Genomic DNA, 24,154 nt, shown 5'->3' with positions numbered 1-24,154 from the left:
GCTGGAGCGTTTTTTACATGAAAAAGTAAGCGAGTATCAATGTCAGTAAAATACCTGTTAAGCCTCCGAAAAAGACCTCGATCGGCTGATGTCCGAGAAGCTCCTTCAGCTTTTTTTGCTTTTCTTTATCTTTGGCCTTCGGGAAGTCCTTTGCTTCATGTACGAAGCGGTTAAAATCAACGACAAGCTTATTGATGACTGTTGCCTGCTCACCGGCGTGACGTCTGACGCCAGTTGCGTCAAACATGGTAATGACGGCAAAAATGGCAGAAACCGCAAAGAGTGAGGAGCCTAATCCATGCTCCAAGGCTACGCCCGTAGAAAGCGCAGTGACCGCTGCGGAGTGAGAGCTCGGCATGCCGCCTGTGCTTGTGACCAGCGACCAGTCCAGTTTTCTGGACACGATAAACTGTATGGGCACTTTGATGACCTGAGCAAAAATAATCGCGGCCAGGCTTGATAATAAAGGAAAATTCGTTAAAAGTTCCATCGGCGACATCCTTTCTATTTAAAAAATCCTTCGTGTTTCAAAAGAAAAAAGCAAGTCTTAGACTGTTGTTTGATAAAATAAGTGTAATGGAAAGAATGTTTTTCCTATTATACCATTGTTCATTACAAATACCCATTACGTTAGGAGTGTAAGCCTTATGTTTTATGCGGTTCAGCAATTAGAGCATACAGAAACCCTTGTGGTCGGGCTTTTTCAAAAAAGCCAGCTGACAGGCAAAGCATTGGAAATTGATGAAATGCTGGAAGGCCATCTGACACAGCTTTTGAAAGATGGTGATGTCTCTTCGAAACCGAATCAAGTATCAAAAGTATTCCCTCCATCTTCTGCGGGTATGAAACGGATTTATTTCGTTGGTTTGGGAAGAGAATCAAATTATTCGTTTGAACAGGCGAAGGAACGGTTTGCCCATGTTTTTCAAGCCATTCATAAAGACCGAAAACAAGAAGCAGCTGTCCTGCTTGACACATTTATTGCGGAAGACGTGCCTCCAGCCGATGCCGCTCATGCTTTAGCTGAGAGCTGCCTGCTTGCTTCCTATGAGGTGCAGGATTATAAGCACAAATCAAATGAGCCGGACAAACAAATTGAAACCGTGTACGCCGTCACAGATGAAGATACACAGGAAGTGCAGGCGGGACTTCGCGTCGGCCAGGCATACGGGCAAGGGGCAAATTCGGCAAGAACGCTTGTGAATATGCCCGGAAATATGCTGACAGCGACTGACCTCGCTTCTTATGCAGAGGAGCTTGCGGCTAAATATGATTTTGAGTGTGAGATATTGGAGAAGTCAGAGATGGAAGAGCTCGGCATGGGCGGAATACTTGCGGTAAACCAAGGCTCTGCCGAACCGCCGAAAATGATTGTTTTGAAGTATCAGGGCAAAAAGGATTGGGAAGACGTCGTCGGACTTGTCGGAAAAGGAATTACCTTTGACACAGGCGGCTACTCCATTAAAACGAAATCTGGAATTGTCGGCATGAAATCTGATATGGGAGGAGCAGCTGCGGTTCTCGGTGCGATGGAAACGATCGGAGAGCTTCGTCCCGAGCAAAACGTGCTGGCTGTCATTCCGTCAACCGACAACATGATCTCCGGAGGGGCGATGAAGCCTGATGATGTGATCGTATCATTAAGCGGAAAAACAATTGAAATTCTCAATACGGATGCTGAAGGAAGGCTTGTGCTTGCTGATGGCATTACATACGCGAAACAGCATGGCGCCTCAGTTCTTGTTGATGTGGCTACGCTTACCGGCGGTGTCGTTGTGGCATTAGGAACAGAAACAACAGGAGCTATGACAAATGATCAAGGCTTTTATCAGCAGGTAGCTGATGCTGCGGAAGAGTGCGGCGAGGCGATCTGGCAGCTGCCGATAACAGAGAAGGATAAAAAACGCGTGAAAAGCAGCCAAATGGCGGATCTCAGCAATTCGCCGGGGCGCGAAGGACATGCGATTATGGCAGGAACGTTTCTTGGTGAATTTGCTGAAGCAACACCTTGGGTGCATCTTGATATTGCGGGCACTGCGACTTCCAATAAAGCAACCTGCTTCGGGCCGTCCGGGGCCACCGGTGTTATGGCCAGAACACTGGCCACACTGGCGGAACGATTTACATTGGAAGAAGATAAAAGCGAATAATGATAAATCCCTGCTGTAGTATGCGGCGGGGATTTTTTCTTCCAAAATCTTTAGTTGACTAAAGTGTATCAATTATGATACGATACGTTCGTACTTTATTTATCTACTACATTAGCAAACTAAAGGATTTTTTGGAGGGGTATCATGAATGCAGTCGTCATCGCGGTGCTGCTTATGCTTGTCTTAAGCCTGCTGCGTGTCAATATTGTTATCGCATTAATTATAGGCGCTCTGGCCGGCGGATTAACAGGCGGGCTCGGTCTTGGCGAAACGGTTAAAGCTTTTACGGACGGACTCGGCGGAAATGCCACCGTTGCAGTCAGCTATGCCATGCTTGGCGCGTTTGCTGCGGCTTTAACGAAAACGGGTCTACCGGACGCAATGGTGGAAGCCTCTGTTAAATTAATCGGAAATAAAGAAGATTCTCGCAAAAAAGCACTGTCTAAAGTTCTGATTGTGCTGATTATTTTAATTGTATCTTGTTTTTCGCAAAACGTGGTTCCGGTTCACATCGCATTTATTCCGGTGCTGATTCCGCCGCTTTTGAAAATCTTTAATGAACTTGAAATGGACCGCCGTCTGATTGCGTGTGTGATTACATTCGGTTTAACGGCGCCTTATATTTTGCTGCCGGTCGGTTTCGGCCAAATCTTTCAGGGGATGCTGAAGGACAATATGGCGGATGCCGGGTTAAACGTTCCGCTTGCTGACATACCATATGCAATGATCATCCCTGTTGCAGGTATGGTTGTCGGCCTTATTTTATCAGTGATCGTATTCCGTAAACCTAAACAATACGAAACAAAAGACATTTCAGGTGCAGAGGCATCGCCTTATACGAAAAAAAGCCTGGCTATCGCGGTGCTTGCCATCGTCGTGTCACTCGGCGTCCAGCTCTACTTATCTCAGACTTTGGGAGTAGAAGGGATGATTATGGGGGCGCTGGCAGGTCTGATTATTCTGTTTGTCAGCGGTGTGATGAAGCGTGATGAAGCGGACTCACTAATTACTGATGGAATGGTCCTAATGGCCTTTATCGGTTTCGTTATGCTCGTTGCAGCCGGATTTTCAAATGTATTGACGAAAACCGGAGATGTCGAGTCACTGGTCAAAACGTCAGCTGGTTTTATCGGACACAGTCAGTCATTGGGCGCATTGCTGATGCTCATTGTCGGCTTGTTAATTACAATGGGAATCGGCTCTTCTTTTGCGACGATTCCTGTTATCACAACCATCTTTGTGCCTCTATGTATGCAGCTCGGTTTCAGCCCGATGGCAACGATTGCGATTATCGGAGCGGCTGCTGCGCTTGGCGATGCAGGTTCACCTGCAAGCGATAGTACACTTGGACCGACTTCAGGTTTGAGTGCGGACGGCCAGCATCACCACATTTGGGATACTTGTGTGCCGACATTTATATTTTATAATATTCCGCTTGTTATCTTTGGCTGGATTGCAGCGCTTGTTTTATAGGAAAAAGGCTCCCCTTTACTGGGGAGCCTTTTCTCATTATGATAAAAAAACCGTCCAATAGAACGGTTTTTACGTGGACGATATGTGATTTCGGTTAAAGCCGGTTGCTTTATGAATAGAGCGGTAGATCGCAGGGGCGATAAACGCCAGAATCACAGCCAGCGCCGTGTCTTTTACCATAAACCAAGTCATAAATCCCCAAGCTGTACCATAGCTCACCGGCGTATGAATCCAGAGATTCAGTGCAAGATACATATAAGTAGTCCCGATGATATACATGATGGCCGTTCCGATAAGAGAAGCAATCAGAAACCGGATTTTGCTTGGCTTAATTTTGCGTTCTAAGAACCATCCAGCTGCAAATGCTGCCGGGATGTATGAGATAATAAACCCGCCGCTTTTTCCCGCAAACGGTGCGAAGCCTGCTGAAAATTGAGCAAAAACAGGCGCTCCGGCCAATCCGACAAGTGCATATACAATCATGGCAATACCTGCTCGTTTGCTGCCGAGAAGCAAGGCTGCCAAGAGACAGAAAAACGGCTGCATCGACAGCGGAATGCCTGCTACTTGTAAAAAGGGTGCTACTGATGTAATGTTGGCGCCGACAGCCATAAGTGCGGCGAACATGCCGATCAGCGCCATATCTGCCGCACGAAGTTTACGTTGTTTCATAGTTGTTCCCCCTTAGGTTTACATACACAATCATAGAGTAATAAAGTACAAATGGATTGTCAACATAAATTAGAATGAGGTTAACAAAAAGGAGGGTTCTATATGTATTTCGGAAAAACAAAACAATCTGACCAATCTGGGAGAGTGCCGCCAAATCAAAACGTCACAACCTCATTTCCTGTGCTTCATACGGGAAATGTCCCGTATTACAAAGATATGGCCAAATGGAATCTGCAAGTATACGGATTGGTTGACCATCCGATGCTGCTAAGCTTTGAAGATGTTAAAGCCTTTCCTCAGTACGAATCGAAAAATGACATCCATTGCGTCACTGGCTGGTCAAGGCTTGATAATGTGTGGCAAGGCGTGCGGGCACGTGATATAGCGGAAAAAGCGGGTGTAAAAAAAGAAGCGGGCTACGTCATTTTACATGCGGAAGAGGGCTGGACGACCAATCTGCCGCTTGATGATTTTTTGGCAGAAACCTCACTTCTTGCTTATGCACATCATGGCAAGCCTTTAACGCCTGAACACGGCTTCCCGCTGCGGGGCGTGTTTCCGCATCTGTATTTTTGGAAAAGTGCCAAGTGGCTGCGCGGCATCCAATTTACGAAAGAAAATCACCCCGGCTTTTGGGAGCAGAACGGCTATCACATGAGAGGCGATCCTTGGCAAAATCAAAGATTTACATGGGATTAAGGTTCTATTTTAAGCAGGACCATCTGCATCTTTTGTAGGTTTTTATTTCCATATCGATAGTCTTCAGGTACCTTATTTGATGAAGGTGCCTTTTTTATTCGGGAAAAAGTTGACTTTCTCTGGAAGAAAACCTATTATTTGAGTTGTCTAGTTGATAGTGAAAATCATTATCATACATTGCGGTTTAGTTTAAGGAGAGGAATGTCGTACTGCATGAATGAGAATACAACAGACCGGGTGAAAGGCGGGACACAAAACGCATTTACCATTCCTGGTACAGAAGTGCGTATGTTGTCTTCACGGAATGAAAACCGTGCCTATCAAATTTTTATCTCGAAGCCGAGTACGCCTCCGCCGCCCGCTGGTTATCCGGTTATTTATCTGCTGGATGCCAATTCTGTCTTCGGAACGATGGCGGAAGCCGTTCGAATACAGGGGCGCCGTCCTGAAAAAACCGGGGTGATCCCTGCTGTGATCGTGGGCATTGGCTATGAGACGGCAGAGCCGTTCTCCTCAGCTCGCCATCGGGATTTTACTATGCCGACAGCTCAATCGAATCTTCCTGTAAGGCCCGACGGCAAAGAATGGCCGGAGCATGGCGGAGCAGAGGGCTTTTTCAGATTTATTGAGGAGGATCTAAAACCGGAGATAGAACGAGATTACCAGATTGACAGAAACAGACAAACGATCTTTGGGCACTCGCTTGGCGGGCTGTTCGTGCTGCAGGTGCTGTTAACGAAGCCGGATGCGTTTCAAACGTATGTCGCGGGAAGTCCGTCGATTCATTGGAATAAACCATTTATTCTCGAGAAAGCGGACCATTTCGCCTCCCGCTTCAAGAAAAACAATCAGTCTATCAATGTCCTGCTTGCAGCAGGAGAATTGGAGCAGCATCATAAAAGCCGGATGAACGATAATGCGAGGGAGCTTTACGAGAGGCTGGCCGTTTTATCTGAACAAGGCATACGGGCAGAGTTTTGCGAGTTTTCAGGAGAAGGACATATTTCGGTTCTTCCTGTTTTGGTCAGCCGGGCGCTGCGTTTTGCGCTTCACCCTGACGGACCGCATATTTCAATGGGCTGAGACATTCTCAGCCTTGGTTCTAAAAACGTCACTGAAATTATATTTGACTGTCACATGACATTTGGATATGATTATTTTTATAATTGATAATGATAATCATTATCAATTGATTGCGCTTTTTCTTTTCGAGGCGCAGCAGTCTTTTTCGCTGGATGTCCGTTCGGCATCTGAGTGAAGAAAGGAATTGATGATATGAATGCAATGGGTATAAAGGGCAAAATTGCTTTTATAACAGGAGCTGCCCAAGGAATAGGTGAAGCTGTTGCGCGGACGCTTGCCAGTCAAGGCGCACACATTGCGGCAGTTGATTATAATCCTGAAAAGCTGGAAAAGGTTGTGAGCAGCCTCAAAGCGGAAGGCTGCCATGCGGAAGCCTTTCCCGCGGATGTAAGAGACAGCGCAGCGATTGACGAGATCACGGCGCGCATCGAACGTGAAATGGGGCCGATCGATATTTTGGTGAATGTAGCGGGTGTCCTTCGCCCGGGACTGATCCATTCACTCAGCGATGAGGAATGGGAAGCTACGTTCTCAGTGAATTCGACCGGCGTTTTTAACGCCTCGCGTTCAGTCAGCAAATATATGATGGACCGGAGATCGGGTTCGATTGTAACGGTCGGATCGAATGCTGCGGGGGTGCCAAGGACATCTATGGCGGCATATGCCTCTTCAAAGGCAGCGGCAGTGATGTTTACGAAATGCCTTGGCCTTGAGCTTGCAGAATATAATATCCGCTGCAATATTGTATCTCCCGGATCAACGGAAACAGACATGCAGTGGTCATTATGGGCCGATGAAAATGGAGCGGAGCAAGTCATAAAAGGATCACTTGAGACATTTAAAACAGGGATCCCGCTCAAAAAACTGGCTCAGCCTTCAGATATTGCAAATGCCGTGCTCTTTTTGGTTTCTGGCCAGGCAGGGCATATTACGATGCATAATTTATGCGTAGATGGCGGCGCGACCTTAGGCGTGTAACTCAATTTAAAGGAGGTTCATGAGAATGTCGGAACAAAACGTTATATCACAAACAAAGGCGGAGCAATTGCTTTATGAGTATGAGCCGGGTGCTTTTTTCTTAGCTTCTCCTCATCGTGTACTGTTAGCGAAAGGAATTAGTGAAATCGTACCGGAGGCAGACGGGCAAAACCAAATAGAAACCCTTTCCGGCCGTATTGCAGAGACGCTGAAGCAAGCAAAGCAATCGGGGCAAAGCCGTCCGCTTGTTGTCGGTGCCGTTCCTTTTGATCCTGTAAAAGCAGCTCGGCTCGTTGTTCCTGAAGAAGTGCGCTGGTCAGGACCGCTTCAATTTGATCATGCGGAGAAGGAACAGCAGTCTGAGCATACATACCACTTAGAGCCTGTTCCTGCACCAGAGGATTATAAAAATGGTGTGGAACAAGGACTGGCACGCATTGCCGATGGGACACTCAGCAAGATCGTCCTGTCCAGATCGCTGCATTTGACATCGTCTGAACCGATTCAGACGGATGAACTGCTTCGCCATCTGGCGCAGCACAACGCGCACGGCTACACGTTTGCCGCGGACGTGTCCAGCGAAGCGGAAACGTCTTCCCGCCGAACATTGCTCGGTGCAAGTCCGGAGCTTCTCGTTTCAAGAATGGGAACTCAGGTCGTTTCCAATCCATTAGCCGGCTCAAGGCCTCGCAGTGATGATCCTGCTGAAGACCAGCGCCGGGCAAATGAATTGCTTTCTTCCGCAAAGGATCTCCATGAGCATGCGGTTGTGGCTGACGCGGTTGCCGCAGCGCTGCGGCCTTTCTGCCGGACGCTGGATGTTCCGGAAAAGCCTTCACTGATCAAAACGGAGACGATGTGGCATCTGTCCAGCGTGATTAAGGGAGAGCTTTCCGATCCGTCCGTGACCGCACTGGAATTGGCGGCGGCGCTCCACCCGACGCCGGCCGTCTGCGGAACACCGACTGATCTTGCAAGAGAAGCGATTCTCAGCATTGAACCGTTTGACCGCGGTTTCTTTACCGGCATGGTCGGCTGGTGTGACGATGCGGGTGACGGAGAATGGGTCGTGACGATTCGTTGCGCAGAGGCAGAAGAACGCTCACTCCGCCTGTATGCCGGAGCCGGTGTTGTTGCTGGATCAAAAGCTGAGGACGAGCTTCAGGAGACATCCGCGAAGTTTCGGACAATGCTGCGGGCAATGGGCGTGAATCACATATGATCAGAATGAATTGCTGGAGGGATACAACATGCTGAATGGATTTACTCCTTGGCCTGATGAGTTAGCTGAGATATATCGGAAGAACGGCTGCTGGGCCGGCGAGACGTTTGGAGATTTGTTAAGGGATCGGGCTGCCAAACATGGCGACCGCATCGCAATTACTTGCGGAAACACCCATTGGAGCTATCAAGAGCTTGACACGAGGGTTGATCGTCTGGCTGCCGGATTTCAGAAGCTCGGCATTAAACAGATGGATCGTGTCGTGGTGCAGCTGCCGAATATCGCAGAGTTTTTTGAAGTCATTTTCGCGCTTTTCCGTCTGGGGGCGCTCCCGGTCTTTGCACTGCCTTCTCATCGAAGCAGTGAAATTACATATTTTTGCGAATTTGCTGAAGCGGCTGCTTATATCATTCCCGACTCCTATTCCGGTTTTGACTACCGTTCACTCGCCAGACAGGTACAAAGCAAGCTACCGTCTTTGAAACACGTCATTGTCGCAGGTGAGGCAGAGGAATTTCTGTCCCTGGAGGATTTGCATACAGAACCTGTAAAACTCCCTGAAGTCAAATCTTCAGATGTGGCGTTCCTTCAGCTTTCTGGAGGAAGCACCGGCTTATCAAAACTGATTCCGCGGACGCACGATGACTACATTTACAGCCTGAAGCTGAGTGCGGAGGTTTGCTGGCTCGACCACAGTACGGTGTACTTGGCAGCATTGCCGATGGCGCATAATTATCCGCTGAGCTCGCCTGGGGTTCTCGGCGTATTATACGCCGGAGGAAGAGTGGTGTTATCTCCTTCTCCAAGTCCTGATGACGCATTTCCTTTGATTGAACGGGAAAAGGTCACGATAACCGCTCTTGTTCCGCCCCTTGCGATGGTATGGATGGACGCGGCCTCCTCACGCCATGACGATCTATCCAGCCTTCAAGTGCTGCAGGTCGGCGGCGCCAAGTTCAGTGCTGAAGCTGCGCGCAGGGTAAACGCTGTTTTCGGCTGCACGCTGCAGCAGGTGTTCGGAATGGCAGAGGGGCTCGTCAATTATACGAGACTGGATGACCCTGAAGATGTCATTGTCAACACCCAAGGAAAACCGATGTCCCCATATGATGAAGTACGTGTTTGGGATGATCAGGATCGTGACGTGAAACCTGGTGAAACAGGACATCTGCTGACACGTGGACCGTATACCATTCGGGGTTACTATAAGGCAGAAGAGCATAACGCTGCTTCATTTACTGAGGACGGTTTTTACCGCACGGGTGATATCGTCAGGCTGACATCAGACGGCTATATCGTCGTTGAAGGCCGGGCGAAGGATCAAATTAACCGCGGAGGAGAAAAAGTGGCGGCTGAAGAGGTGGAAAATCATCTGCTGGCGCATCCGGCTGTCCATGATGCCGCAATGGTCTCTATGCCTGACCAATTTCTTGGCGAAAGATCTTGTGTGTTCATTATTCCCCGGGATGAAGCCCCGAAAGCCGCAGAGCTCAAAGCGTTTTTGAGAGAGCGCGGACTGGCGGCATATAAAATCCCTGACCGGATTGAATTTGTCGAGTCCTTTCCGCAGACAGGGGTAGGAAAAGTCAGCAAAAAAGCTCTCCGTGAAGCCATTTCCGAGAAGCTTCTTGCAGGATCAAAAAAATAAAACAACAACTTGAGAGGAAGTGTTCAAATGGCTATACCTGCCATTCAGCCGTATCAAATGCCGACAGCGTCTGATATGCCGCAAAACAAAGTCACATGGGTGCCTGATCCAAATCGTGCGGTCCTATTAATACACGATATGCAAAACTATTTTGTCGATGCTTTCACAGCTGGAGCTTCTCCGGTAACAGAGCTTTCGGCAAATATACGCAAGCTGAAGGATCAATGTGCCCAGCTTGGAATACCTGTTGTCTATACTGCACAGCCTGGAAGTCAAAATCCGGCAGACCGGGCGCTGCTGACAGACTTTTGGGGTCCGGGATTAAACAGCGGCCCTTATGAGGAGAAAATTGTAACTGAGCTGGCACCGGAAGATGATGATCTCGTGCTGACAAAATGGAGATACAGCGCGTTTAAGAGAACGAATCTGCTTGAGATTATGCGCAAAGAGGGACGTGATCAGCTGATCATTTCCGGAATTTACGCCCATATCGGCTGTCTCGTTACAGCATGTGAAGCATTTATGGAGGATATCGAAGCATTTTTTGTAGGAGATGCAGTTGCTGATTTTTCATTAGAAAAACATCAAATGGCGCTGGATTATGCAGCTGGGCGCTGTGCGTTTACCGTAATGACTGACAGTCTTCTCGACCAGCTGAAGCAGGTGCCTGCTGCTACTCAGAAAACGTCAATGACTACTGGCAGAGAAGTGTTTACATGTGAGAGTATCCGTAAACAAATTGCTGAGCTTCTTCAAGAAACGCCTGAAGACATTACAGATCAAGAGGATTTGCTCGACCGGGGGCTTGATTCGGTAAGGATCATGACATTAGTAGAACAATGGCGCCGTGAAGGAGCCGAGGTAACATTCGTGGAACTGGCTGAACGCCCGACGATCGAAGAATGGCAGAAATTGCTTACAACCCGTAGCCAGCAAGTGCTGCCAAACGCGGATTATCTATAAAAGGAGGGTAAACAAACGGATGCCTGATACAAAAGACCTTCAATATTCTTTGACCGGAGCGCAAACCGGCATATGGTTTGCTCAGCAGCTTGATCCGGACAATCCAATCTACAATACAGCGGAATATATAGAAATCAATGGACCAATCAATATTGCTTTATTTGAAGAAGCTTTGCGGCATGTGATAAAGGAAGCGGAATCGCTGCATGTCCGCTTCGGTGAAAATATGGACGGGCCTTGGCAGATGATAAACCCGTCTCCGGATGTACAGTTGCACGTCATTGACGTCAGCTCTAAGCCTGATCCGGAAAAAACAGCATTAGACTGGATGAAAGCAGATTTGGCAAAGCCCGTCGATTTAGGATATGACCCTTTGTTCAATGAAGCTTTGTTTATAGCCGGGCCTGATCGTTTCTTTTGGTATCAGCGCATTCACCATATTGCGATCGACGGCTTCGGTTTTTCCCTGATTGCTCAGCGTGTGGCAAGTACGTATGCCGCGCTTGTGAAAGGACAATCAGCTAAAGATCGTTCCTTTGGGTCTCTTCAGGCCATTTTGGAAGAGGATACAGATTATCGCGCATCAGAGCAGTATGAGAAGGATCGTCAATTCTGGCTGGACCGTTTTGCTGATGGACCTGAGGTTGTAAGTTTGGCAGACCGGGCGCCAAGAACATCTAACAGTTTTCTTCGTCATACGGCGTATCTGCCTCTATCTGATGTAAACGCGTTAAAAGAAGCGGCGCGCTATTTCTCAGGAAGCTGGCATGAAGTCGTGATTGCGGTGTCAGCTGTTTATGTGCACCGAATGACCGGCTCTGAGGATGTTGTGCTCGGTCTGCCCATGATGGGACGGATAGGGTCCGCATCACTGAATGTACCGGCTATGGTGATGAACCTTCTCCCGCTTCGGCTGTCTGTAAGCTCTTCGATGAGCTTTTCAGAACTTATTCAGCAAATTTCCCGGGAAATCCGCAGTATTCGGCGACATCATAAGTATCGCCATGAAGAGCTTCGGCGCGATCTGAAATTGATAGGAGAAAACCATAGATTATTTGGCCCTCAAATCAATCTCATGCCGTTTGATTACGGTCTCGACTTTGCCGGAGCCCGGGGCACGACGCATAATCTTTCAGCCGGTCCTGTTGATGATCTATCAATCAATGTATATGACAGAACGGACGGCAGCGGGCTGCGAATTGATGTAGACGCGAATCCTGAGGTATACAGCGAGTCTGATATTAAGCTTCATCAGCAGCGTATTTTGCAGCTGCTGCAAATGGCTTCAGCAGGGGAGGACATGCTGATTGGGCAAATGGAGCTCCTATTGCCAGAGGAGAAAAAACAAGTCATTAGTGAATGGAATGAGACGGCAAAACCTGAGAACCTGCTCAGCCTTCAGGACATGTTCGAGAAGCAGGCAGTTCTTACGCCAGAACGTATCGCTCTCATATGTGATGATGTTCAAGTAAACTATCAAGAGCTGAATGAAGAGGCAAACCGCCTCGCGCATCTGTTGATCGAAAAAGGCCTTGGTCCGGAGCAGTTTGTCGCTTTGGCGCTGCCGCGTTCTCCAGAGATGGTAGCTTCGATGCTTGCTGTACTGAAGACTGGTGCGGCGTATCTTCCGTTAGATCCGGAGTTTCCGGCCGACCGAATTTCCTACATGCTGGAGGATGCAAACCCATCATGCATCATAACGACTGAGGAAATAGCAGCCCGTCTGCCTGATGACCTGTCTGTTCCGCAGCTTGTGCTTGACCAGGCTGTTACACAGGAGGTTGTAAAACGCTATTCGCCTGACAATCCGAATGTATCGGTTTCTCTTGCCCATCCTGCGTACATCATCTATACCTCAGGATCAACAGGAAGACCGAAGGGTGTCGTTGTTACACTTAAAAGCTTAAGCAATTTCCTGCTGTCCATGCAGGAGGCATTTTCTCTAGGAGAAGAAGACAGGCTGTTGGCTGTGACGACTGTCGCTTTTGATATTTCAGCATTGGAGTTATATCTTCCGCTTATCAGCGGGGCGCAAATCGTGATCGCAAAGAAAGAAACGATCCGTGAGCCACAGGCATTAGCTCAAATGATTGAATATTTCGATATCAATATCATGCAGGCGACACCGACACTGTGGCATGCCTTGGTGACAAATGAACCTGAGAAACTTCGGGGGCTTAGAGTGCTTGTCGGAGGCGAGGCGCTGCCGAGCGGTCTTTTACAGGCGCTTCATGAGCTTCATTGTCCAGTCACGAATTTATACGGTCCGACTGAAACAACGATTTGGTCTGCAGCAGCTTTTCTTGAAGAAGGACTGAAGGGCGTTCCGCCAATTGGCAAACCGATTTGGAATACGCAGGTGTATGTGCTTGATAACGGTTTGCAGCCGGTGCCGCCGGGAGTTGTCGGTGAGCTTTATATTGCAGGAACCGGCTTGGCTAGAGGTTATTTCCGCCGCCCTGATTTAACGGCTGAGCGTTTTGTTGCAGATCCATACGGACCGCCGGGGGCTCGGATGTATCGGACCGGAGATCAGGCCCGCTGGCGCGCTGATGGGTCTTTGGATTATATCGGGCGGGCGGATCATCAGATCAAAATTCGCGGATTCCGAATTGAACTTGGAGAAATTGATGCCGTGCTTGCCAAGCATCCGGACATCGAACAGGCCGCGGTTGTCGTTCGGGAAGATCAGCCGGGAGACAAAAGATTGGTGGCATATGTAGTCGCTGCTTCAGCTATTGATACTGCCGAGCTTCGCCGTTATGTGGGTGCCAGTCTTCCTGATTATATGGTGCCGGCGGCATTTGTAGAGATGGACGAACTGCCATTGACACCTAATGGCAAGCTCGATCGGAAAGCATTGCCGGCGCCTGATTTAAGCACATCTGTCAGCGATAGGGGACCGCGAACTCCTCAGGAAGAGATATTGTGTGACTTGTTTGCCGAGGTTCTCGGTTTGGCACGGGTCGGCATCGATGACAGTTTCTTCGAGCTGGGCGGTCACTCTCTTCTTGCAGCCCGTCTGATGAGCCGCATTCGCGAGGTAATGGGAGCCGAACTTGGTATTGCCAAGCTCTTTGACGAACCGACAGTAGCCGGACTCGCTGCCCATCTTGATCAGGCGCAGAGTGCACGTCCCGCATTGCAGAGAGCTGAGCGGCCTGAAAGAATTCCGCTTTCTTTTGCTCAGCGCCGGCTATGGTTCCTCCATTGTCTTGAAGGGCCGAGCCCTACTTATAATATACCGGTTGCTGTCCGTCTGTCGGGTGAACTGGACCAAGGAGTGCTGCAAGCTGCACTATATGATCTCGTCTGCCGCCATGAAAGCCTTCGGACGATCTTCCCTGAATCACAGGGGACATCCTATCAGCATATTTTAGACGCTGATCAAGCAAGGCCTGATTTACATGTTACTGAGATTACTGAGAAGGAGCTTTCTGAGCGGTTTGCTGAAGCCGTGCGTTACAGCTTTGATCTTGCAGCTGAACCTGCTTTTCGTGCAGAGCTATTTGTCATCGGGCCTGACGAGTACGTGCTTCTTCTCCTCGTGCATCATATTGTCGGGGACGGCTGGTCCTTAACGCCGCTGACCCGTGACCTTGGGGCGGCTTATGAGGCTCGCTGTCACGGAAAAGCTCCCGAATGGGCGCCCCTTGCTGTGCAGTATGCAGACTATGCGCTTTGGCAGCAAGAACTGCTTGGGAGCGGGGATGATCCAAATAGTTTGATTGCCGGACAGCTTGCTTTCTGGAAAGAAACCTTGAAGAATCTGCCTGATCAGCTTGAACTGCCAACCGATTATTCACGTCCGGCTGAGCCGAGTCATGATGGGGATACGATTCATTTCCGTATTGAGCCCGAGCTTCACAAGCGATTGCAGCAGCTGGCTCGCGCAAATAGGGTGAGCCTGTTTATGGTGCTTCAATCCGGTCTCGCCGCTTTATTGACAAGACTGGGAGCGGGCACTGACATTCCGATCGGCAGTCCGATCGCGGGTCGGAATGATGATGCGCTAGGCGATCTTGTGGGACTGTTTATCAATACATTGGTGCTCAGAACCGATACGTCTGGTGACCCAAGCTTCCGTGAGCTTCTTGACAGAGTGCGGGAAGTGAATCTGGCAGCCTATGAAAATCAAGATCTGCCGTTTGAGAGACTTGTAGAGGTGCTCAATCCGGCTCGCTCACGGGCGACGCATCCTTTATTCCAAATCATGCTTGCGTTCCAAAACACACCAGACGCTGAACTGCATCTTCCCGACATGGAAAGCAGCCTGCGGATCCACAGTGTCGGTTCTGCCAAGTTTGATTTGACGCTGGAAATCAGTGAAAACCGTCTTGCTGACGGGACACCAAACGGATTGGAAGGCCTGCTAGAATACAGCACTGATCTTTTCAAGCGGGAAACTGCTCAGGCTCTTGCTGACCGTCTGATACGCCTGCTGGAGGCTGCTGAGTCTGATCCTGACCAGCAAATCGGAAATCTGGACATTCTTGCACCGGAGGAGCGCAGCAACATGGCGACAGATTGGCAAAATGTTTCTGAAAAGATTCCGCACGCATGTTTGCCGGAGCAGTTTGAGAAGCAGGCTGCTTTAAGCCCTGATGCCATTGCTGTTGTTTACGAAGATCAGTCACTGAGCTATGCAGAGCTGAATGAAAGAGCAAATCGGCTTGCCCGAATGCTGATCAGCGAAGGCGTCGGTCCAGAGCAATTTGTGGCCTTGGCACTGCCTCGGTCATTGGAAATGGCTGTCGGGCTATTAGCGGTGCTGAAAGCCGGCGCGGCTTATCTGCCACTCGATCCGGACTATCCGGCTGACCGAATCGCTTTTATGCTGGAAGATGCGCAGCCTGCGTTTATCATGACGAACACAAAAGCTGCAGAGCACATTCCGCCAGCCGAAAACGTGCCGAAAATCGTGCTGGATGATCCAAAACTGTCAGAGAAACTAAACACATACCCTGCTGAGAATCCGAATAATGCGGATAGAATTCAGCCGCTTTCTCCTTTGAATACGGCGTATGTCATTTATACATCCGGTTCAACGGGTGTTCCAAAAGGTGTGATGATCCCTCACCAAAACGTAACACGTTTATTGGCAGCAACTGATCACTGGTTCCATTTCAGCTCAGACGATATTTGGACCATGTTCCATTCCTATGCGTTTGACTTTTCTGTGTGGGAGATTTGGGGTCCTCTGCTGCATGGCGGACGTCTTGTCATCGTGCCTCATCACGTCAGCAGATCGCCAGAAGCGTTTCTGCGCCTGCTGGTAAAAGAGGGTGTAACCGTTCTGAATCAGACACCGTCCGCTTTCTATCAGTTTATGCAGGCGGAACGGGAGCAGCCGGATCTCGGACAGGCGCTCAGCCTTCGCTGTGTCATTTTTGGCGGAGAAGCGCTTGAACTCAGCCGTCTAGAGGATTGGTATAACCGCCATCCTGAAAATAGACCGCAGCTGATCAATATGTATGGCATTACAGAAACGACGGTTCATGTGAGTTATATCGAATTAGACCGAAGCATTGCAGCTTTACGGGCAAACAGCTTGATCGGCTGCGGCATTCCGGATCTTGGCGTATATGTGCTGGATGAGCGCTTGCAGCCGGTCCCGCCGGGTGTTGCCGGAGAGCTGTATGTATCAGGAGCTGGGTTGGCACGAGGCTATTTAGGCCGGGCTGGATTAACAGCAGAACGCTTCATAGCTGATCCGTTCGGTCCTCCAGGCACTCGGATGTATCGCACTGGGGATGTGGCCCGCCTCCGAGCTGACGGCTCTCTAGACTATGTCGGCCGTGCCGATCACCAAGTGAAAATTCGGGGCTTCCGGATTGAACTGGGAGAAATTGAAGCCGCGCTCGTTCAGCATTCGCAGCTTGAAGATGCAGCAGTAATCGTGCGTGAGGATCAGCCGGGAGATAAACGTTTGGCAGCTTATGTCATACCTTCTTCAGAAGAAACGCTTGATACGGCGGAACTGCGCAAATATGCTGCTGAGAGACTGCCGGATTACATGGTGCCTTCTGCCTTTGTGATGATGAAAGAATTGCCGCTGACACCGAACGGAAAGCTTGACCGTAAAGCGCTGCCTGCTCCGGATTTCGCAGCGGCAGTAACAGGACGCGGACCAAGAACGCCGCAGGAAGAAATCCTCTGTGACCTGTTTATGGAGGTGCTTCACTTGCCGCGTGTCGGCATTGATGACCGTTTCTTTGATTTAGGCGGACATTCCTTGCTTGCTGTTCAGCTGATGAGCCGTATTCGTGAAGCGCTCGGCGTTGAACTCAGCATCGGCAACCTATTCGAAGCGCCGACTGTGGCCGGGCTTGCTGAAAGACTTGAGATGGGTTCAAGCCAAAGCGCACTCGACGTTCTGCTGCCGCTCCGAACAAGCGGAGACAAGCTTCCTTTATTCTGTGTACATCCGGCAGGCGGACTCAGCTGGTGCTATGCTGGTTTGATGACCAATTTAGGAACAGATTATCCGATCTACGGCTTGCAAGCACGCGGAATCGGACAGCGGGATGAGCTTCCAAAAACACTTGACGACATGGCTGCCGATTACATTGAACAAATCAGAACAATCCAGCCGAAAGGCCCGTATCATTTGCTAGGCTGGTCCCTAGGCGGGAATGTCGTTCAAGCGATGGCCACCCAGCTGCAACATCAAGGAGAAGAAGTATCCCTATTGGTGATGCTGGACGCCTATCCGAACCACTTCCTTCCTATAAAAGAGGCGCCGGATGATGAGGAAGCGCTTATTGCCCTTCTGGCGTTAGGCGGGTACGACCCGGACAGCTTAGGGGACAAACCGCTTGATTTTGAAACAGCGATCGAGATTCTTCGCCGTGACGGCAGCGCGCTTGCGAGCCTGGATGAATCGGTCATTTTAAATCTGAAGAATACGTATGTCAATTCTGTCGGCATTTTAGGCTCATATAAGCCGAAACCCTTCCGGGGAAATGTCTTGTTTTTCAGATCAACAATCATTCCTGAATGGTTTGATCCGATTGAACCTGATTCGTGGAAGCCTTACATTCACGGACAAATTGAACAAATCGACATCGACTGCCGTCATAAAGATCTTTGTCAGCCGGAACCGCTTGCTCTAATCGGCAAGGTTCTCGTAGTCAAACTGGAAGAGATGAATAAATAAGGGGGAAGCAATAGATGGCAAATCCTTTTGAAAATGCGGATGGCACATATTTGGTGCTGATCAATGAAGAGGGCCAGTATTCCCTATGGCCCGGTTTTATAGATGTGCCGAGCGGCTGGACAGTCGTTCATGAGCAAAAAGGGCGTGAAGCTTGTCTGGACTATATCCAAGCGCATTGGAGCGATATGAGGCCAAGCAGCTTAAAGCCTGTTGAAAATGTGTAATCGCATAAAAAAGAGACTGCTTGCTGCAGTCTCTTTTTCTATCTTATGCAGACGTTTGGGTATGATCACAGTCTCTGACCGGGTTCCCGTTTTCATCTGTACACCATGATTGGGATAAAAACGCTAAAAACACAGCGGCCCACTGATCGGCAAATTGAATCAGAATGCCTCCGTCATGCCAAGAGCCGTTGTCTTTTTTCCAGCGGGTATCCATTGCATTCCCTTGATTCATATGGATATTGTGCATGCCGTTGGTCGGAGTAAAACCGAATATTTTATCCGGAGCCTGTTCCGGCCCAAATTTTGAACCGAATATATAAACCGGCGCTTTCTCGTCTTTCGCTTTCTTCATATACGTTTCAATAAAATCATTTAAATCATTATCTGGCCCCGTGATTTCATGCGGCAAGGGCTTCATTTCCCGGGGGTCAAACAAATTGCCCCGCACATAATCCAGCGCCACTTCACGGTTTGCCTCATTGATCCTTGTATATCCATACGGCATGTTCGGAAGGATGGTAATCGAGCTTGAATCAAACTGATCGTCAGCCAAATACAATACTTCAGATTCCTCAGAACTGGACATCACATTGATGGCGCACCTGTAATACGTATTCTCTTCACCGAGCACTTTGACTTGGAAATGAGGGCTGTCATCATCGGTTTCACGCTTCATGTCTAAGACAATGCCTTTTAACACGCCATATTGCTGAACAGCCATATGAATCCTCCTTTATGATCAACTTCATAGTTTTAGTTCGTGAAATGGTCTCTTTTTTCCTTTTAAAAGATAAAAAAAGCCTGCAGAAATCTTTCTGCAAGCTCAATGTGAATTAAGCACCTGCCACAGATGACTCATCCTGTAAAGCTTTCTCGGCAGGCACATACTCATATCCTAAATCCTTTGCCACAGCCTCATAGGTCACGTGTCCGTTTGCTGTGTTTAAACCAGCTCTCAGTGCCGCATTGTCTGTTAGCGCTTTTGCTGCCCCTTTGTTAGCGATTTGCAGCGCGTATGGAACAGTAACGTTAGTCAGGGCGATAGTTGATGTACGAGGGACAGCACCCGGCATGTTTGCTACAGCATAGTGGAGAACACCGTGTTTTTCATATGTCGGCTGATCATGGGTAGTAATATGGTCGACAGTTTCGACAATGCCGCCTTGATCGATCGCAACATCAACAATCACTGAACCTGGTTTCATTTGTTTTACCATTTCCTCAGTCACAAGAGTCGGAGCTTTAGCACCCGGAATTAATACCGCGCAAATGAGAAGATCCGCTTCTGCCACAGCATCTGCGATATTGACCGGATTAGAAATTAGCGTTTTAATCTGATGGCCGAAGATGTCATCAAGCTGGCGCAGGCGGTCTGCGTTTAAGTCGATGATGGTCACATCTGCACCGAGGCCGACAGCCATTTTGGCCGCGTTTGTGCCGACAACGCCTCCTCCGATAATCGTTACTTTTCCGCGGGAAACGCCAGGCACTCCGGTAAGCAGAATGCCTTTTCCGCCTTTAGGTTTCTCTAAGAATTGAGCTCCGATTTGCGCTGCCATTCTGCCTGCAACCTCGGACATTGGCGTCAGAAGCGGCAATGTCCGGCCGTCACTAACCGTTTCATAGGCGATGGCCGTAACCCCTTTATCCTTCAAGGCCTGTGCAAGCTCAGGCTCAGCTGCTAAATGAAGGTACGTAAACAGCACAAGTCCTTCGCGGAAGTAGCCATATTCTTCCGGCAGCGGTTCTTTGACCTTCATGACCATTTCGACGTCCCAGACCTGTTTTGGATCAGCAATGATTTCCGCTCCTGCTGATTCATAGGCTTCATTTTCAAATCCGCTTCCAAGGCCTGCGCCTGTTTCAACCAGTATCCGGTGGCCGTTTGAAACGAGCTGAGAAACGCCTCCAGGTGTTAGTGCGACGCGATTTTCATTGTTTTTTATTTCTTTAGGAACCCCTATGATCATATCTGTCTCCTCCTGTATCTGTGATGTTTTTAGTGTAGCTTGATTTTTTGGAAAATTCTTTGTTTGAATAGGAAAATAAAAAAACATGGATTTGTGAAATTTCACAAATCCATGTGCCGAAGCTTGATATCTAAATAGATGGTGAATTTTTGATTCACATTTTTTAAATCGATTTCAGCGATCTGGCTGATGCGCTTGAGACGGTAATTTAACGTATTAACGTGTATATTCAAAACCTTGGAAGCGGTATTCACGTTGCTGTCTGCTTCAATAAAACGCTCTAGCGTTTCTACCATATTAGACTGGTGATCGCGGTCATACTGTTCCAGTTTGGAAAGCGAATAATTAAAATATCCCGTCTGTTTCCGTTTTTCATCTAGGACATCCAAGTATTGATAAATGCCTAGCTCAGAAAAACTGAAAAGATGTTTTGTCTCTTCTGCGAACCGTTCCTTGGCTTTTAAGACGGATAATGCTTCCTGATAGGAGCGGGAGACAAAAGAAATAGTATTGTATATTCCGCCAAAAGCGATCGAAACGTCTTCTATTTTATAACGTTCCTTCAGCTGTTTTTGCGTACTGAAAGCAAACTGCTTTAAATCTTGAAAAGGGTGATCTGTTTTAGGAGCGGTTAAAATAATAAGTTCATTGGAATCTACTGTTGTCAGCAGAACGTGAACCTGCTGGGTTGTTTCCTGCAAATATTGCAGCTGCTGTTCGATTTTTTCAGTCAGCTCGCCGTTTATCCGGATGATCATAACGGAAAACTCAGAAGGGGCGACCATTCCAAGCTTGTGGAACCCATCCGCCATGTCTTGCTCCTGATAAATGTGTCCGGTCAGCATTTTCCAGAAAAACTCTTGGCTGCGTTCTTCATTTTTCGTTTTTCTGATTTGGAGTTTGAGAAGCTTGTTTCTCACTGCTTTAGCCGCCATTTGCAGTGTCATCAGATCATCGTCAGACAATGTTTTTTGGATCTCAAGCGCCCATATGAAGCCAAGCACTTGGTTGTTTTTCCAAATGGAAATTGCAACGCGATTGCTTAGTCCGACTTCATCTATTTGCTTTACTCTGATCGGCTGGTCTGTTTTTAAAAGAGCTGGAATCGTCCCGTCTTTCCACAACTTGTTAATGACCTTCTCCGGTACTCTTCTGCCAATGATTGTAGACGTTCGGGCAGGATCTGTACAGTCGCTGTGTGTGCTGTAGGCAAGCAGCTTGTGGTTGAAATCTTCTATAGTAATCGGGCAACGCAGAACGTCGCTGATATGATCAGCCACATCTTCAAGTCTGTCAAAACTGTATTTAAACGGATCATTCGGCATGGTCATAAATCTCCCTACTTTTCATGCTTGATTTCTCTTTGACATCTCATCCCCTTCCTTTTATTATGATTGTTGTTGTTTGTGAAAATCAACAACAAAGAGCGGAAGCCAAAAAAACAATTACATGGCATACTGAGAGAACGTCTTATATATGATTGGCGGTGCATCCGCCTCTTTGCAGTACAGTTGTATGCCTTATATGATACGAAAGCTTATCCTATTATTCTTCTAAGAAAGTCATCGGGGGCGAGACTGATTAAGGAAAGAAAAAACTGAACCTTTCAGAAATGGTGCTCTAGCATCAAATTTTCTGAAAGGTTTTTTTTGGGAGTTGGAGAATCATTTGGGTCTTTTGGATTATTCGGAGGATGAAGAGAAGATTGAGAAAATGAACCTACCTATTTAACAATTTATGTCATTTTTAAGCGATTCGGGGTAAACCATTGGACTCATTTTGTAAAATTAAAACATATTTGTTTGACTGTACCGAAAAACTGTTTTTATAATAATGACGTTCTAAAAATAAGTGAATTAGCCCATATTTAGGCTGATGGCACAGGAGGTAATGAGGAATATGGCAGGATTAATTCGTGTCACACCCGAAGAGCTAAGAGCGATGGCGAAGCAATACGGCGTTGAAAGCCAAGAAGTATTGAATCAGGTTGATCGTTTAAACCGAATGATCTCTGATTTGAAAAGCATGTGGGAAGGTGCTTCAAGCGAAGCGTTCGCAGATCAATACGAGCAGCTCAAACCTTCATTTATCAAAATGTCAGATTTGCTTCAAGATGTGAATCAGCAGCTTGATCAAACAGCAAATACACTTGAGTCTACTGACCAAGACATCGCAAATCAAATCCGCGGATAACAGTATGAAAGGGAAGGAGCGCCTGATTCACGAGAAGACGGCGCTCTTTCTATGTAAGGGTGATCCTAAAATGTATATTGATATTACAATAGATTTGAAACATTATAACGGCAGTGTCTTTGATCTCAGATTGTCAGATTACCACCCGGTGAAAAAAGTAATTGATATTGCTTGGCAGGCTCAAAGCGTAGCTATACCTCCGCGCGAAGGGCACTGGATCAGAGTGGTTAATAAGGATACGGTGTTTTCCGGAGAATGCAAGCTGTCTGATTGCGGCATTACAAACGGAGACCGGCTTGAAATATTATGAAAGGATCTGGTTGAATGTCGGGTAAACAAAAATCATATTTAGAAAACCAATTAGAAGCCGTTGCCGAGAAAACAGATGCCGGCTATACATTTACCTTTCAGCGGGAAAAAATAAAGCTTCTGGACGGTCTCGAAGCCAACGTGATCAAAGATGTAAATCCATTTTTTCATAAAGAGATCGATGTGACGGATGATGAAGTAATCATCACAATCCAACCTCCTCCCTCCTATAAAGCATTCCGCTTAATGAAAGCTAAAGATAAAAAAAGCAAATGGCAGTTCGCCTATCAGCTTGTTCAAGCTGTACAGCAGCACAATCTGTCGAGGCTGAATTTGATTGTCGCTCCTGAGAACATTGTATTCGATAAAGGCCTAACGCCTTATTTTCTCCATTATGGAGTAAAAGAAAGCATTCCTCCTTACGAGCGTGATGAGGAAAGAGTGTGGCGGGAGCTGAAAGCGGCAGCAGCTTTGGCAGTTGACGGCGCATTTGCATTTGAAGACTACCTGAAATTCAATGATACGCTGACGTTCTCCGCAGAGGCTAAGGCGATATTGGATGCGGCGACCTATGATGACCTGCTCGAGCTGATTCAAACCCATATCGATGAGCTCGAAGCCAAAGCGAAAACATACATACATATCCCGAGAAAAAAGTGGAACATCCAGCGATATATCGGCCTGGGGCTCATTGTTTTGCTGGTGCCGGCCCTTATTTATTCGATGTACGCTTTATTTTTCGCACAGCCAAAGCACCAGGCGATAGTGGACAGCAACCGCGCTTTCCTAAACAAGCAGTACAGTGAGGTTATCAGCACACTGTCTAAATACGATGCGGAAAGCCTGCCTGAATCGGTGCAGTATCAGCTGGCGACGTCTTATGTTGAGGTTGAAAATCTAGGGAGTGCAAAAACGAAAAATATTGAAAATAATTTAGTCACTCTGCAATCAGACCCTCAGCATTTCTTGTATTGGATTGATTATGGCCGAGGGAATTACAAAGAAGCTATCAGTATTGGCCGTAAACTTGAGTACAATGATTATATTTATTTTGGCCTTGCTAAATATAAACAGCAGCTTTTATCTGAAGACACAAATGATGAAGAAATACAAAAAGAACTTGATTCAGTAAATAGTGAGCTTGAAAAAGCAAAAAAGGAACATGAAGACAATCAAGGACAGTCTAATACTGACACGTCTTTAGTCGATACAGCCGAAGAACAAACAGACGAAGAAAAACAACAAGCTGAAGAGAAAGCGGCAGAAGAAAAAGCCGCAGCCGAGGAAAAAGCGAAAAAAGAAGAACAAGCGAAGAAAGAAAAAGAAACAGAAAAGAAAGATGAGAAAAAAGATGACAAATAACGTGATACATGAAGCGCAGGTCATCGCATGCTGCTATTCGGCCGTTAGG

The 24,154-nt window shown here is 47.8% G+C and carries 18 protein-coding genes; 13 read left to right on the top strand and 5 right to left on the bottom strand.

Annotated elements, in window-relative coordinates; translation table 11 throughout:
• Positions 1 to 13: 13 nt before the first annotated feature.
• On the bottom strand, positions 14 to 490 hold the full coding sequence (locus M1M80_RS16660) for a divergent PAP2 family protein (protein WP_003240980.1): 477 nt from the start codon (positions 488 to 490) through the stop codon (positions 14 to 16).
• Between the two features lie 157 nt (positions 491 to 647).
• On the opposite strand from M1M80_RS16660, the gene M1M80_RS16655 reads away from it, so the two are divergent.
• Positions 648 to 2,150 carry a leucyl aminopeptidase gene (locus M1M80_RS16655; RefSeq protein WP_060399409.1) on the top strand — a complete coding sequence of 501 codons (1,503 nt, stop codon included), beginning with the start codon at positions 648 to 650 and terminating at the stop codon, positions 2,148 to 2,150.
• Between the two features lie 144 nt (positions 2,151 to 2,294).
• The gene (locus M1M80_RS16650; RefSeq protein WP_003240984.1) at positions 2,295 to 3,623 is read left to right on the top strand and encodes a Na+/H+ antiporter family protein; all 1,329 of its coding nucleotides are present in this window, start codon (positions 2,295 to 2,297) and stop codon (positions 3,621 to 3,623) included.
• 69 nt (positions 3,624 to 3,692) lie between these two features.
• Here the strand turns inward: M1M80_RS16650 and M1M80_RS16645 are convergent, their stop codons facing one another.
• A complete protein-coding gene (locus M1M80_RS16645) occupies positions 3,693 to 4,295 on the bottom strand; it encodes a biotin transporter BioY (RefSeq protein WP_003240986.1) in 603 nt (200 codons plus the stop codon).
• Positions 4,296 to 4,397: 102 nt separating this feature from the next.
• Here M1M80_RS16645 and M1M80_RS16640 point away from each other — a divergent pair, with 102 nt between their 5' ends.
• From M1M80_RS16640 to M1M80_RS16605, 8 genes are all read left to right on the top strand, one after another.
• Positions 4,398 to 4,994: a sulfite oxidase-like oxidoreductase gene (locus M1M80_RS16640; protein WP_060399408.1), complete on the top strand. Its 597-nt coding sequence runs from the start codon at positions 4,398 to 4,400 to the stop codon at positions 4,992 to 4,994.
• A 213-nt stretch (positions 4,995 to 5,207) separates the two neighbouring features.
• Positions 5,208 to 6,077, top strand: coding sequence for a ferri-bacillibactin esterase BesA (besA, locus tag M1M80_RS16635; protein ID WP_060399407.1), 870 nt, complete (start codon positions 5,208 to 5,210; stop codon positions 6,075 to 6,077).
• A gap of 192 nt (positions 6,078 to 6,269) precedes the next feature.
• Positions 6,270 to 7,055 (top strand): 2,3-dihydro-2,3-dihydroxybenzoate dehydrogenase, encoded by a 786-nt coding sequence (locus M1M80_RS16630; protein ID WP_060399406.1) that lies wholly within the window; start codon positions 6,270 to 6,272, stop codon positions 7,053 to 7,055.
• Positions 7,056 to 7,080: 25 nt separating this feature from the next.
• Positions 7,081 to 8,277, top strand: coding sequence for an isochorismate synthase DhbC (gene dhbC / locus M1M80_RS16625; protein WP_060399405.1), 1,197 nt, complete (start codon positions 7,081 to 7,083; stop codon positions 8,275 to 8,277).
• 28 nt (positions 8,278 to 8,305) lie between these two features.
• Positions 8,306 to 9,925: a (2,3-dihydroxybenzoyl)adenylate synthase gene (locus M1M80_RS16620; RefSeq protein ID WP_060399404.1), complete on the top strand. Its 1,620-nt coding sequence runs from the start codon at positions 8,306 to 8,308 to the stop codon at positions 9,923 to 9,925.
• 27 nt (positions 9,926 to 9,952) lie between these two features.
• On the top strand, positions 9,953 to 10,888 hold the full coding sequence (locus tag M1M80_RS16615; protein WP_060399403.1) for an isochorismatase: 936 nt from the start codon (positions 9,953 to 9,955) through the stop codon (positions 10,886 to 10,888).
• Between the two features lie 19 nt (positions 10,889 to 10,907).
• Positions 10,908 to 18,047, top strand: a complete 7,140-nt coding sequence (gene dhbF / locus M1M80_RS16610; protein WP_060399402.1) for a non-ribosomal peptide synthetase DhbF — start codon at positions 10,908 to 10,910, stop codon at positions 18,045 to 18,047.
• A gap of 14 nt (positions 18,048 to 18,061) precedes the next feature.
• Entirely contained in the window at positions 18,062 to 18,271 is a 210-nt protein-coding gene (locus M1M80_RS16605; protein WP_060399401.1) for an MbtH family protein, read from the top strand.
• A 43-nt stretch (positions 18,272 to 18,314) separates the two neighbouring features.
• Here M1M80_RS16605 and M1M80_RS16600 read toward each other — a convergent pair whose 3' ends face one another.
• The 3 genes from M1M80_RS16600 to adeR all read right to left on the bottom strand — a co-directional run bounded on the left by M1M80_RS16600 (position 18,315) and on the right by adeR (position 21,572).
• Positions 18,315 to 18,992, bottom strand: coding sequence for a YukJ family protein (locus tag M1M80_RS16600; RefSeq protein WP_060399400.1), 678 nt, complete (start codon positions 18,990 to 18,992; stop codon positions 18,315 to 18,317).
• Between the two features lie 112 nt (positions 18,993 to 19,104).
• Positions 19,105 to 20,241 carry an alanine dehydrogenase gene (gene ald / locus M1M80_RS16595; RefSeq protein WP_060399399.1) on the bottom strand — a complete coding sequence of 379 codons (1,137 nt, stop codon included), beginning with the start codon at positions 20,239 to 20,241 and terminating at the stop codon, positions 19,105 to 19,107.
• A gap of 101 nt (positions 20,242 to 20,342) precedes the next feature.
• Entirely contained in the window at positions 20,343 to 21,572 is a 1,230-nt protein-coding gene (gene adeR / locus M1M80_RS16590) for a sporulation transcriptional activator AdeR (RefSeq protein ID WP_232918846.1), read from the bottom strand.
• 568 nt (positions 21,573 to 22,140) lie between these two features.
• On the opposite strand from adeR, the gene M1M80_RS16585 reads away from it, so the two are divergent.
• The 3 genes from M1M80_RS16585 to essB all read left to right on the top strand — a co-directional run bounded on the left by M1M80_RS16585 (position 22,141) and on the right by essB (position 24,105).
• On the top strand, positions 22,141 to 22,434 hold the full coding sequence (locus tag M1M80_RS16585; protein ID WP_003220661.1) for a WXG100 family type VII secretion target: 294 nt from the start codon (positions 22,141 to 22,143) through the stop codon (positions 22,432 to 22,434).
• Between the two features lie 70 nt (positions 22,435 to 22,504).
• Positions 22,505 to 22,744, top strand: a complete 240-nt coding sequence (yukD, locus tag M1M80_RS16580; RefSeq protein ID WP_010329928.1) for an ESX secretion system protein YukD — start codon at positions 22,505 to 22,507, stop codon at positions 22,742 to 22,744.
• A gap of 14 nt (positions 22,745 to 22,758) precedes the next feature.
• Positions 22,759 to 24,105, top strand: a complete 1,347-nt coding sequence (essB, locus tag M1M80_RS16575) for a type VII secretion protein EssB (protein WP_060399398.1) — start codon at positions 22,759 to 22,761, stop codon at positions 24,103 to 24,105.
• Positions 24,106 to 24,154 lie beyond the last annotated feature (49 nt).

The organism is Bacillus inaquosorum, from assembly GCF_023238325.1.
Taxonomy (GTDB): Bacteria; Bacillota; Bacilli; order Bacillales; family Bacillaceae; genus Bacillus; species Bacillus inaquosorum.
Note: the sequence above shows the minus strand (reverse complement) of the source record. Positions and strands in the feature narration are given on the sequence as shown.